The 12,562-nt window shown below is 67.9% G+C and carries 8 protein-coding genes; 7 read left to right on the forward strand and 1 reads right to left on the reverse strand.

Annotation, left to right across the window (positions count from 1 at the left end):
* Positions 1 to 115: 115 nt before the first annotated feature.
* Positions 116 to 805, reverse strand: coding sequence for an HAD family phosphatase (locus AB0D53_RS28690; RefSeq protein ID WP_362451793.1), 690 nt, complete (start codon positions 803 to 805; stop codon positions 116 to 118).
* 570 nt (positions 806 to 1,375) lie between these two features.
* Between AB0D53_RS28690 and AB0D53_RS28695 the strand changes: the two genes are divergently transcribed.
* From AB0D53_RS28695 to AB0D53_RS28725, 7 genes are all read left to right on the forward strand, one after another.
* Positions 1,376 to 2,017, forward strand: coding sequence for a ScbR family autoregulator-binding transcription factor (locus AB0D53_RS28695; RefSeq protein ID WP_362451796.1), 642 nt, complete (start codon positions 1,376 to 1,378; stop codon positions 2,015 to 2,017).
* A 663-nt stretch (positions 2,018 to 2,680) separates the two neighbouring features.
* Positions 2,681 to 5,209, forward strand: a complete 2,529-nt coding sequence (locus tag AB0D53_RS28700; protein ID WP_362451799.1) for a Pls/PosA family non-ribosomal peptide synthetase — start codon at positions 2,681 to 2,683, stop codon at positions 5,207 to 5,209.
* Positions 5,210 to 5,272: 63 nt separating this feature from the next.
* Positions 5,273 to 8,527, forward strand: coding sequence for an amino acid adenylation domain-containing protein (locus AB0D53_RS28705; protein WP_362451802.1), 3,255 nt, complete (start codon positions 5,273 to 5,275; stop codon positions 8,525 to 8,527).
* Between the two features lie 23 nt (positions 8,528 to 8,550).
* Positions 8,551 to 9,555, forward strand: coding sequence for a TauD/TfdA family dioxygenase (locus AB0D53_RS28710; protein ID WP_362451804.1), 1,005 nt, complete (start codon positions 8,551 to 8,553; stop codon positions 9,553 to 9,555).
* Positions 9,552 to 10,622 (forward strand): 2,3-diaminopropionate biosynthesis protein SbnB, encoded by a 1,071-nt coding sequence (gene sbnB / locus AB0D53_RS28715; RefSeq protein ID WP_362451806.1) that lies wholly within the window; start codon positions 9,552 to 9,554, stop codon positions 10,620 to 10,622. The genes AB0D53_RS28710 and sbnB overlap by 4 nt, the downstream gene beginning before the upstream one ends.
* A 212-nt stretch (positions 10,623 to 10,834) precedes the next feature.
* Positions 10,835 to 11,842 carry a 2,3-diaminopropionate biosynthesis protein SbnA gene (sbnA, locus tag AB0D53_RS28720; RefSeq protein WP_362451915.1) on the forward strand — a complete coding sequence of 336 codons (1,008 nt, stop codon included), beginning with the start codon at positions 10,835 to 10,837 and terminating at the stop codon, positions 11,840 to 11,842.
* A 188-nt stretch (positions 11,843 to 12,030) separates the two neighbouring features.
* On the forward strand, positions 12,031 to 12,489 hold the full coding sequence (locus tag AB0D53_RS28725; RefSeq protein WP_362451808.1) for a CBS domain-containing protein: 459 nt from the start codon (positions 12,031 to 12,033) through the stop codon (positions 12,487 to 12,489).
* Positions 12,490 to 12,562 lie beyond the last annotated feature (73 nt).

Below are 12,562 nucleotides of genomic sequence, written 5' to 3' on the forward strand. Positions count from 1 at the left end.
AAGTCGGACAAGCGCCTTGGCGCAGAAACGGAACAGGAACTCGATGCTCCGGCCCGCTCGATGTGCTTACTCCGCCGGGCCCACACCGATGCGGCCGGAACGAAATCGCGTGGGATCAGTCGTCAGTCCCGTCCGCCCAGGCGTGGGCCCATGCCTGGAGTTCCGGTTCGGCCAGCGTACGCAGCCACAGATCGGCCCGGTCAGCTCCCTCTTCGGCCGGGCGAGGTCCCACGCCGAGCACGCGCATGCCTGCCCTCCGGGCCGACTCGACGCCGGTGACGGAGTCCTCCACGGCCATCGCGTCCTCCGGCCGCACGCTGCACAGGCGGACCGCGGTGGCGTAGACGTCCGGATGGGGTTTCGGCAGCAGCCCCTCACCCGCGACGACAACGTGGGCGAAGTAGCTCCGCAGTCCGACCCGGGCAAGGCAGAACTCGACCACGTCCAACGGGCAGTTGCTGGCGACCGCGAGCGGGACATGGCGGGCGGCGAGTCGGACCAGTGCCGCCGCACCCGGCATGGTCACGGGGTCCTCGGCGACGAGCGTCATGAAGTGGCTCAGGAGCGCCTGCGCCATGTCGTCCGCGAGTTGTGGCTTTCCGGTCTCTCTGGCCATGAGACTGCCGCACTCGGTGTAGTGCACGCCCTTGGCCCGCTCGGCGAAGCCCGGGCGGGGCTTCAGCCCGAACTCTCTGAAGACCCGGCTGCGCGCGTCCTGCCAGTTTCGTTCGGTATCCATCAGGGTCCCGTCACAGTCGAAGACGATGGCAGCCGGGGACCAGGTGAAGATATGACGAGGTGTCATTTGCCTGCCGTTCTCGAAGAGCGCGCCGCCCCGCTTCGTCAGTGCTCGCAGTGCGAAGCAGGGGACTGCGGAGAGGCCCGCTCGGCCGCAGAAGGTGCGCCGCCGAACGAGCCCCGCTCGACCACGCGTGAAGGCCGATGCTTCGCTTCCGGGTCCTCCAGCGGTGGACGTCGTCCGATCTTGTCCGGATGACCCCAGAAACATCGTGATGACTACGTTAATTTCCCATCAGAAAGGGCGCAATCATCATTTTGAGTGTTTGACGGAACGCCCATTTCCAAGTACTCGCGATGCGCGCGCGACAGCCGGCGACAGGCGGGCGAGACCCCGCGCCTCTCCAACTCCTCTGGCAATAAGGGAACTTGACCCCATACACCGAACCCTGGAGGGGGCGACCACGCTCGGCAGCGCCGAGGAAGCGTGATTTTCCGCCATTGGCCGTACTCACGCGCATCCCAAGAACAATAATAATCTCCACGCATTAACGGCACGGAGCGCCGTCAGTGCGCCGCGGCGCACAACTTTCTCGTATCAAGAGAATTGGCACTGGTGAACGAAGGCGGAACACTCATGCAGGACAGGGCGCGCGCGACCCGAAGGTCTCTCCTGGAATCCGCAGCACATCTTTTCGTTGAACAAGGGTACGTACGGACGAGCATCAATGAGATCAGCGACCTCTCGGGGCGCACCAGCGGAGCCGTCTACTTCCACTACTCCAGCAAGGAGAAGCTGGCGCTGGCCGTTGTACGCGAGCAGTTCGCAGCCTGGCCGTTGCTGGCCGACCGCTATGCCACCCCCGGGATCCCGCCGCTGGAGAAGCTGGTCGCCCTCAGCTTCGATATCGCCGAGGCGCTGTGCGACGACGTCATGACCCGGGCCGGCGCGCGGCTGTGGGCCGAGCGCCGCACCATCGACATCGCCATACCCACGCCCTTCGCCGTCTGGACCACTGCCGTCACGCGGCTTCTGGCCGAGGCCCGTGCCGACGGCGAACTGGCTGACGAGATCCAGCCGTCGAGCACCGCCACGACCTTGGTGTGCGCGTTCTTCGGGCTGTACGACCTCACCGAGGAGATGGCGGAGCGCGAGGACTTCTCCGACCGGCTGCACCGGTGGTGGCTGCTGATCCTGAAGGCGTTGCAGGCGCGCCCGGAGCCCGCCGCCCTGGTGGCGCGGGCCCTGGCACACCACCGGCCGGCGCCCGCCGGATGAACCTCACGTACGGACCGCCGGGCCCGGCCTCCACGCAGACGTACCGCAACCGCGACACCGCCACCGGGCTCGATCACAGGCCAACCGTCCGGCGCACGGCCGTAGCCGGTCCGGCACCGTCCTGTGCGATCGCCGCGTGATACGTAACCCGCACCGTGACACCAGCGGGTGAATGGTCCCGGAGGCCGACCACGATCACTCTGCTGGCTCGCGGGCGTACCTCGCCGATCGGGTGACATCAGCCGGTTACGGCCGTGCGTGCCACCGCGCCACCGCTCGGGACACGGGCGGATGCCGCTGCGCCGCCCCACAGCTGCGATGCGCACCGGACGCCGTCACCGCCGGCGCCCCGGTGCAGCCCCTTCCGGAGCGGGCACGCACCACTCGCCTGCAGTACATCGAGGCGCATGCGCGGCTCATCGCCGTACCGCCGGGCAAGGTCGTGGACGAGGAGTGAACCGGGGCGCCACCGCCGCACCGCTGCCACCGGGTTCGAGTGGCAGCGGTGCGGCGGTCGGCTAAGACTGAGGCAGCGGTTCGGGATCCGGACAACAGATCCCGATCTCGTGGTTTCCGGACCACTCGCTCCGGCCATCGAAAAACGCGAGTACGGGGCGCCGACCGTAATGGCGGCGACGCTCGAAAGTTCCTCAAGGAGCTCGCATGGAGGAGAAGTCCCTCGACGTCCTGACGCCCGGGCCGGATGAATCCGCAGTCGGTATACGCAAGTACACCAGGCCGGAGGACGGCATCGAAAAGGACCTCGCAGAGGTTCTGGCCGATGTCATGTGCGTCGAACGGGTGTCGGTCGACGGTCATTTCTTCGATGACCTCGGCGCCAACTCATTGGTAATGGCCCATTTCTGCGCGCGTGTCAGAAAGCGGGCGGACCTCCCCTCGGCATCGATGAAGGACATCTACCGGAATCCGACGATCCGCAGCCTGGCGACAGGGCTCGCGGCTGTCGTGCCCGTCGAGCCGTCCGTCCCGGAACCGACCGAGGTGGTGACCCCGGTCAGCACGGTGCGGTACGCGCTCTGCGGAACCCTGCAGTTTCTGCTCTTCGTGGGCTACTCGTTCCTCGCCGGGCTTGTTGCCGACCGTGGCTATTCATGGGTCTCCGCCGGGTCCGGCGTGATCGACATCTACCTGAGGTCGTTCATCTTCGGAGGCATCGGTTTCGTCGCTCTGTGCACCTTTCCCATCGCGGCCAAATGGCTCCTCGTCGGCCGTTGGAAACCATCCGAGTTCCCGGTCTGGGGTCTTGCCTATCTGCGCTTCTGGACCGTCAAGGTACTGATCCACGCCAATCCGATGATCTTCTTCGTCGGAAATCCCCTGTACGTGCTGTACCTGCGAGCGCTGGGCGCACGGATCGGCAAAGGCGTCACGATCCTCTCCCGCAACGTTCCGGTCTGCACCGACCTGCTCACGGTCGGCGCCGGCACGGTGATCCGCAAGGACTCGTTCTTCCTCTGCTACCGGGCGCACGCCGGCCGTATCCAGACCGGCCGGATCACCCTCGGCCAGGACGTGTTCATCGGGGAGAAGACCGTGCTCGACATCGACACGTCGATGGGCGACGGGGCTCAACTCGGCCACACGTCCACGCTGTACAGCGGCCAGAGGGTGCCGGGCGGTCAGCGCCGGCACGGGTCCCCGGCGCAGCTCACGCAGCACGACTACGTAAGGATCGAGTCCGCCCCGTGCGGCACGCTTCGCCGGGCCGGCTTCGGTCTCGTCACCGTGCTCCAGTTGTTCTTCCTCTACCTGCCGCTGGCTGTCGGGGGCGCGTACATGCTGGTCACCCTGGTTCCGGCGCTGCATGACCGGCTGAAGGCGGACACGGTGCAGCTCACCTCGCCGGATCTCTACCTCGACGCGCTGCTCCTTTCCGTGCTGCTGTTCTTCGGCTTCGTCGTCGTGGGACTGGCTGTGATGTTCACCGTTCCGCGCCTGCTGAACCTGGTCGTCAAACCCGACAAGGTCTATCCGCTGTACGGATTTCATTACTCGGTGCACCGGGCGATCGGGCACCTGACCAACATCAAGTTCTTCACCTGGCTGTTCGGTGACAGTTCCTACATCGTCCACTACTTGCGCGGCATCGGATACGACTTGTCCCGGATCGAACAGACCGGGTCGAACTTCGGCACGGAAGTGCAGCACGAGACCCCGTTCCACTGCTCGGTCGGGAGCGGGACGATGGTCGCCGATGGACTCTCCATCATCAACGCCGACTATTCGAGCACGTCCTTCCGGGTTTCCCGGGCCTCGATCGGGTCGTACAACTTCCTCGGGAACAACATCGCCTATCCCTCCGGGGCCAGGACGGGCGACAACTGTCTCCTCGCGACGAAGGTAGGGGTTCCGCTCGAAGGCGAGGTGCGCGAGGGGGTGGGACTGCTCGGCTCGCCGTGCTTCGAGATTCCCCGGTCGGTCGAGCGCGATTCCCGGTTCGATCATCTGCGCACCGGTGACGAGTTGCGCCGCAGCCTCGCTGCGAAGAACCGCTACAACATCCGCTCGATGCTCTTCTTCCTGCTCGTGCGGTGGCTGCACTTCTTCGTGCTCACCATGTTCGGCCTGGCGAACGCCGAGTTGTACGACTCCTACGGGCACGTGATGATCGCCGCGTTCCTGGTGTTCAGCCTCGGCTTCACCGCCGTCTATTTCGTACTGGTGGAGCGCGGCATCGCGGCATTCCGCACTCTGCAATCGCGGGTGTGCTCCATCTACGATCCCTACTTCTGGTGGCACGAGCGCCTCTGGAAGGTTCCCGACACCTACCTCGACATCTTCAACGGCACGCCCTTCAAGAACGTGATCTGGCGAATGCTGGGGGTTCGGATCGGCAGCAGGGTCTTCGATGACGGCTGCTACATGACGGAGCGGACGCTCACCACCATCGGGGACGACTGCACGCTCAACGCGGGAAGCAAGGTCCAGTGCCACTCTCAGGAGGACGGCACTTTCAAATCCGATCGCAGCACCCTCGGTGCCGGCTGCACCATCGGTGTGGGAGCCCATGTCCATTACGGCGTGACGATGGGCGAAGGCGCGGTGCTCGCGCCCGACTCCTTCCTCATGAAGGGCGAAGAGGTCCCCCAGCACGCGCATTGGGGAGGAAACCCCGCCGCGGAGCTGCGAGATGCCCCCCACCGGCCCGAGGCGCTGGCGCGGAAGGGGTAGCGGCTCCGCCCCTGTCGGCACGGAACAGCACGGTAGCGAAGGCGAATGGAAAGAGACGGCCAGATGGGAATGCAAGCGCAGGCCGACCGCGAATTCTGGCGCGATGTGCTCGTCGCCGGTGGATTCACCGAGATCCCGCGGTGGACGCTCGATCCGGTGCAGGGCGTCGGCGAACACGAGGTACCGGTCCCGGACGACGTCGTGGCGGCGTTGGAACGGCTGGCCGAGGAGCTGGCGGTGCCGCTCGGCTCGGTTCTGCTGGCAGCGCACGCCAAGGTGCTCGCCGCGCTGTCCGGCGAGCACGAGGTCGCGACCGGATATGCCGGTACGGAGGGCGGCCGGCCGCTGCCGTGCCGGCTGACGACCGAGCCCGGCTCGTGGCGGACGCTGCTGCTGGACGCCCACCGAGTCGCGTCGGACCTGCTGTCGCACAAGGACTTCCCGGTCGACGAGCTCAGGCGCGAACTGGGCCTGGCCGAGCCCTCGATCGAGGTCGTGTTCGATCCCCACGGCACGGGCGGCGAAGTCACCGGTGACACCGTGCTGCGGGTGGGATTCTCGCAACGCGACAGCCGCCTTGTGCTGCGGCTGCGGTTCCGGACCGATGCGCTCGACGAGGACTGCGCCGTCAGGATCGCCGGTTACCACCTCACCGCACTCGCGCGGATGGCTGCCGATCCGGACGCCGAGCACGGGCGGCAGAGCCTGCTCTCCGCCGGGGAACTCCACTTCCAGCTCGAAGAGCTCGCCGGTCCGCAACGGGAACTGCCGGACCACCGGTTCCACGAACTGTTCGAGCAGCGGGTGGCATCACACCCGGACGCCGTCGCCGCGGTGCACGGGGAGCTGCAACTGACGTATCGAGAACTCAACGCGCGCGCCAACCGGGTGGGACGAGCCCTGCTGGCGCGGGGACTGCACCCCGAAGGTGTCGTCGCGGTGGTGACCGAGCGCAACCTGGACTGGATGGCCGCCGTCCTCGCGGTCTTCAAGGCCGGCGGCGTGTACCTGCCCATCGAGCCGCACTTCCCGGCCGACCGCCTCGCGACCATGCTCTCCCGTGCCGCATGCGGGCTCGTGCTGACCGAACCCGGCAGCACCGCCACGCTCGACCAGGCCCTCGGCTCACTGCCCGGGGTCCGGAAGGTGTTCGTCGGCGAAGCCTGCGAAGAAGACCATCCCGACGACGATCTGGGCCTCCACGTCGCGGCGGACCAGCTCGCCTACATCTACTTCACCTCCGGGTCCACGGGTGAGCCCAAGGGTGCGATGTGCGAGCACGCGGGCATGCTGAACCACCTCTACGCCAAGATCGACGACCTGGGGATCGGCGAGGGGCAGGTGGTCGCGCAGACCGCACCCCAATGCTTCGACATCTCGCTGTGGCAGCTGGTGTCCGGGCTCCTGGTCGGGGGGCGGACCCTGCTGGTGGAGCAGGAGGTGATCCTGAACGTCCAGCGGTTCGTCGACAAGATCGTCGACGGCCGGGTCACCGTGCTCCAGCTCGTGCCCTCCTACCTGGACGTGGTCGTCTCCTGGCTCGATCAGCACCCCCGCGAGCTGCCGGACCTGCGGTACGTATCGGTCACCGGCGAGGCGCTGAAGAAGGAGCTCGTGCAGCGCTGGTTCGCCGCCCAGCCCGGCATCAAGCTGGTCAACGCCTACGGCCTGACCGAGACCTCGGACGACACCAACCACGAGGTCATGGACCGGGTGCCCGACGGAGACCGGGTCCTGCTGGGTCCCGCGGTCAACAATGTCCACGTCTACGTCGTCGACGAGCACCTGGTCCCGGTCCCGCTCGGGGCACCCGGTCTCATCGTCTTCTCCGGCGTCTGCGTCGGCCGCGGATACGTCAACGACCCCGAGCGCACCCGGCTGGCCTACCTGACCGATCCGCACCGTGGGGGCGCCCGCCTCTACCGGGGCGGCGACTACGGCCGCTGGACGCCCGGGGGAAAGCTGGAGTTCCTCGGCCGCCGCGACACCCAGGTGAAGATCCGTGGCTTCCGTATCGAGATCGGCGAGATCGAGAACACCCTGTTGCGGGTACCCGGTGTCCGCGACGGTGCGGTCGTGGTCGCCGAACGGGCCGACCAGAGCAAGTACTTGGTGGCGTTCTACTCCGGCCGGCGACCGCTCGACGTCGATGTCGTGCTGGACCGGCTCGGTGAGTCGCTGCCCGCGTACATGGTCCCGTCGGCCTTCCATTGGCGGGAGACCCTTCCGCTGACGGCCAACAGCAAGATCGACAGAAGGACCCTGGAGGCGCTCGCCGGAGAACTCGATGCCGTCCGGGACGACTTCCACGCGCCGGATACGCCCACCGAACGGCTGGTGGCGGCCGCCTGGGCGAAGGTGCTCGGCATCCCGCAGAACCGGATCGGACGGCGGGACCACTTCTTCGACCGGGGCGGCACGTCGCTGTCGGCAGTGAAGCTGGCCATCGTCCTGGACCGTGCGGTGTCCCTCAAGGACATCACCAATCACCCGGTCCTCGCCGATCTGGCCGGGCTGGTCGACGGCAGGCCGGAGCGGCGTACCGGGCTGCTCCAGCCGCTGTCGGAACCGGGCGGGGCGCAGACTGCGGCCCTGGTGTGCTTCCCCTACGCCGGCGGCAACGCGGTGAACTTCCAGCCGATGGCCGGGGCGCTGCCGGACGGCGGACCGGCGGTGTACGCCGTCGAGCTGCCCGGTCACGACGTGGCGGCCGACAGCGAGCCACTCGCGTCGATGACACAGGTGGTCGAGGAGGTCGTCGGCGAGGTCGTCGGGCGTGGTCTGACCAGGGTCCTGCTGTGGGGCCACTCCTCGGGCGCCGCGTTGGCCGTGGAGACGGCCAGAAGGCTGCGGGAGCGCGGGGTGGACGTCCAACGGGTGTTCCTCGGCGCGCAACTGCTCGGTGATGCCGAGGGCCGGCGCGCCGCCGTCGCCGGGCTGGCCGGGCGGAGCGACGCCGAGATCGCCGCGGACCTGGGCGCGGACGGCGACGGCACCGCACTCGGTGAGCTGGGTGCACGGCAGGCCGAGCACATCGGCGCCGCCTACCGGCACGACTGCGTGTCCGCTCACCGCTACTTCGCCGACGCCCTGGAGCACCCGCCCGCGCAGAAGCTGTCCGTGCCGGTCACCGTGGTGGTTGCCGCGGACGACCCGAGCACGGCGGAGTACCCGCGCCGGTTCTGCGAGTGGCGGCTACTGGCCGAAGAGGTCGACCTGCACGAGCTCGCCGACGGCGGCCACTACTTCCTGCGTACCCGTCCGGCCGAGGCGGCTAAGGCCGTGCTGCAGGCCACCGAATTGTTCGCTTCTTCCTGAGTCTCAGTCGAAAGGAAAACGAGATGTCGTCCACATCCACGGCGTCGCTGGTCGACGTGGAACTGGAATCCGGCAGACCCCCACGGCTGCGGGCCGAGGTCACCGGCGACGCGCCGGCCTGGGCGGCCGAGCACCGGGACGCGCTGCGCGCAGTCGTCGCCGAGCACGGTTCGGTCCTGGTCCGCGGCCTCGGGCTGCGTGACGCGGCCGGGACCGGGGCCGTCTTCTCGACGCTGGCCACCGGTCTGATGACCGAGCGGGAGGCCTTCGCGCCCCGGGAGACCTATCCCGACGGGGTGTACTCCTCATCGAAGTGGCCGCCGAACCAGCCCATGTGCATGCACCACGAACTGAGCTACACGCTCGAGTTCCCCGGCCTGATGATGTTCGCCTGTCTCACCGCTCCCACCGACGGCGGGGCGACCGCGGTGGCCGACTCACCGACCGTGCTCGACGCACTGCCCACCGATTTGACCGAGCGGTTCGAGCGCGAGGGCTGGCTGCTGACCCGCAGCTACAACGACGAGATCGGCGCGTCCGTCGCCGAGGCCTTCGGCACCGAGGACCGAAACGCCGTCGAGCGCTACTGCCGCGCCAACGCGATCTCGTTCGAGTGGCAGCCCGACGGCGGACTGCGCACCAGGCAGCGCCGCAGCGCCGTGGTGCGCCACCCGGTCACGGGCCGACGCTGCTGGTTCAACCAGATCGCGTTCCTCAACGAGTGGACGATGGCCCCCGAGGTGCACGAGTACCTGGTGGACGTCTACGGCACCGAGGGGCTGCCGTTCAACACCCGCTTCGGCAACGGCGACCCGATCGGCGAGGATGTCGTGCAGCTGCTCAACGGCGTCTACGAGGCGAACACCGTACGCGAACCGTGGCAGGCCGGCGACCTGATGATCGTCGACAACGTCCGCACCGCGCACAGCAGGGAGCCCTTCGAGGGACCGCGCGAGGTGCTGGTCGCCATGGCCGATCCGGTGCGCCTGGACGACTGCTCGCCGACCGTGGAGGTGACCGCGCGATGACCGCCGTCGACTCCACCACGAGAGAGCCCGCAGGGGCCGCACCGGCCGCCGTGCCACCGTTCGCGGTGATCTCCGGTGCCCAGGTCCAGCGCGCGCTGCACGGCTGCGAGAAGCGGGTCACCGAGCTGGTCGAGGCCACCTATCGGGCGCACGGCGCCGGTGATTCGGTGAACCCGCCGTCGTACTTCCTGCGTTTCCCCGACCGCCCGTCCTCCCGGATCATCGCGCTGCCCGCCTCGATCGGCGGAAAGACGCGGGTGGACGGCCTGAAGTGGATCTCCAGCTTCCCGGAGAACGTGAGGGCCGGTATCCCCAGGGCCTCGGCGGTGCTGATCCTCAACGACCACGACACCGGCTACCCGTTCGCGTGTCTGGAGAGTTCGATCATCAGCGCCACCCGGACGGCAGCGTCGGCGGCGTCGGCGGCCGACTGGCTCAGCCGCGACCGGCCGCGGCCGACGCGCGTCGGGTTCTTCGGGGTGGGGCTGATCGCCCGCTACATCCACACCTTCCTGGTCGGCACCGGCTGGTCGTTCGACGAGATCGGCGTCCACGACCTGTCCGCCGACAGTGCAGCAGGCTTCCGGTGCTATCTGGAGCAGTCGGACACCGCCGGCCGGATCACCGTGCACGACAGCGCCGAGGAGCTGATCCGGAACAGCGACCTGGTCGTCTTCGCCACGGTCGCCGGTCAGCCGCACGTCAGTGACCCGTCCTGGTTCGCACACAATCCGCTGGTGCTGCATGTGTCGCTGCGCGACCTCGCGCCGGAGATCCTGCTCGCCTCGACCAACATCGTCGATGACGTCGAGCACTGTCTCAAGGCCGACACCTCGCCGCATCTGGCCGAGCAGCTCACCGGCGGCCGTGACTTCCTGCACGGCACGTTGGACGACGTGATGGCCGGGCGGGTGACGGTGCCGGCGGACCGGCCGGTGGTGTTCTCACCCTTCGGCCTCGGGGTGCTCGACCTCGCGGTGGGCAAGTACGTGTACAGCGAAGTGGCCCGCTCCGGAGAGTTGCACGTCGTCGACGACTTCTTCCACGAACTGAGCCGGTACGGATGAGCTGCCGAGGAGCGCAGGAAACTCATCATTCGAGGCCGATCCCAGGAGAGACCACCGGTCACGTCGCAGCGGGTCCCGGCACACGGGACAGCGGCTGCTGACGCAGGGCCCCGTCCCGCCGGCCGGAGACGGGGTCCCGCCCGCACGAGCGAGGAGCCCGCCCACGGCCGGACGGCTCCGGAAGTGCTCTGCACCAGACAGAGGAGATCATGGTGCCTGTCGTATCCACTCCCTACGCCTTCAACGAAGAGAATCTCTATGTCGACCTCCGGTCGATCTTCGGGCATCCGCTCTTCCTGAAGTGTGAGGGCTTCAACTTCGCCGGCTCGATCAAGTTGAAGGCCGCGACCGAGATGGTTGAGGCCGCTGAGCGGGATGGACTCCTGACGCCGGAATCGATCCTGGTCGAGTCCTCGTCCGGAAACCTCGGCGTGGCGCTCAGCATGATCGCGGCGAGCAAGGGCTACCGGTTCCTGTGTGTGACGGACTCCCGGGGCAATCTGTCGAACAGAATGATGATGGAGGCGTTGGGCAGCCAGGTGCATGTGATCACCGAGCAGGAGGCGGACTGCGGTTTTCTCGGTGCGCGGCTCGAATACCTCCGTGCGCTGTGCGCCTCCGACGACCGGTACGTGTGGCTCAGTCAGTACACCAATCCGGGCAACTGGAAGGCGCACTACCGTACGACCGCGCCGGCGGTCGCCCGTCAGTTCCCGCGGCTGGACGTGCTGTTCGTCGGGGCCGGCACCACCGGGACCCTGATGGGCTGTGCGCGCTACTTCCGGGGATGGCACCGGCCCGTGCGGATCATCGCGGTGGACAGCGTCGGCTCGGTGTCCTTCGGCGGTGCGCCCGGCCGCCGGATGATTCCCGGCCTGGGCATGAGCATGCGCCCGCCACTGCTCGACGAGTCCTATGTCGACGAGGTCATTCGCGTCGAGGAGGCGGACACCATACGCGCCTGTCATCGGCTGGCCAGGCGAGGGTTCCTGTTCGGCGGCTCCACCGGCACGGTGATCAGCGGCGCGACGGAGTGGCTGGCCCGGCATGACGCCCACGAGCTCACCGCGGTGGCCATCGGCCCGGACCTCGGCGAGCGCTACCTCGACACCATCTACCAGACCAACTGGCTGCAGGATCTCTACGGCGAGGACGTGCTCGACTCCGGCGAGGCGGCCGCCGACTCCTGGGCTGTCGCTCCCCCGCCGGCGACACGGTAGGCCCCCGTCGGCCGGGCCCTGCGGACCGGCGGCCGCCATGGCGGCCCGCGTCGGCCGCTCGGGGCCGGGTCCGGTCGGGCGCGACGCTCGGGATCCCTGTATCACCGGCGCTTTTGAGGAGCGGCGCTGGGCCATTCGTGTTGTGATCGATGTCGAAGGAGGCGGCGCTTTCGGAACGGGAGGAAGTCATGACCGAGAAACTGCGGGCGCGAGACATCATGTCCGGCGGCGTGCAGTGCGCCGGTGCGCACCAGTCGCTTCTCGACGTGGCGAGGACGATGCGCGATCTGAACGTCGGTTGCCTGCCGATCTGCGGCGACAACAACAGGCTCACAGGCTTGATCACCGACCGTGACATCGTCGTCAAATGCTGCGCCGAGGGCATCGACCCGGCAACCGTGCAGGCCGGATCGCTCATGGGCAAGGTGCACTGGATCGATGCCGAAGCGGATGCCGGCGATGTCCTGGCGACCATGGAGGAACACCAGATCAAGCGGTTGCCGGTGATCGATGTCCAGGGCGGCCACCGACTGGTCGGCATGATCACGGAGGCGAATCTTGCGAGGAATCTGAGCGACGAGCAGATCGCCGAGTTCGCGAGCCACGTATACGCGGGCGCCGGGATGTCCGGCGGGTCCGGGGACTGAGGTCACACCGAACCCACAGGAGCCGGCCCTGGGGCGGGACATCCGTCCCCGGGTGCGTCACCCCGGCAGCCGG

It is taken from the genome of Streptomyces sp. NPDC048295 (assembly GCF_040652135.1).
Lineage (GTDB): Bacteria > Actinomycetota > Actinomycetes > Streptomycetales > Streptomycetaceae > Streptomyces.

What these genes read in the sequence shown, in the direction of transcription:
- AB0D53_RS28690 (WP_362451793.1), bottom strand. Translation starts at nt 805, where the DNA reads ATGACACCTCGTCATATCTTCACCTGGTCCCCGGCTGCCATCGTCTTC.
- AB0D53_RS28695 (WP_362451796.1), top strand. Translation starts at nt 1,376, where the DNA reads ATGCAGGACAGGGCGCGCGCGACCCGAAGGTCTCTCCTGGAATCCGCA.
- AB0D53_RS28700 (WP_362451799.1), top strand. Translation starts at nt 2,681, where the DNA reads ATGGAGGAGAAGTCCCTCGACGTCCTGACGCCCGGGCCGGATGAATCC.
- AB0D53_RS28705 (WP_362451802.1), top strand. Translation starts at nt 5,273, where the DNA reads ATGGGAATGCAAGCGCAGGCCGACCGCGAATTCTGGCGCGATGTGCTC.
- AB0D53_RS28710 (WP_362451804.1), top strand. Translation starts at nt 8,551, where the DNA reads ATGTCGTCCACATCCACGGCGTCGCTGGTCGACGTGGAACTGGAATCC.
- sbnB (WP_362451806.1), top strand. Translation starts at nt 9,552, where the DNA reads ATGACCGCCGTCGACTCCACCACGAGAGAGCCCGCAGGGGCCGCACCG.
- AB0D53_RS28725 (WP_362451808.1), top strand. Translation starts at nt 12,031, where the DNA reads ATGACCGAGAAACTGCGGGCGCGAGACATCATGTCCGGCGGCGTGCAG.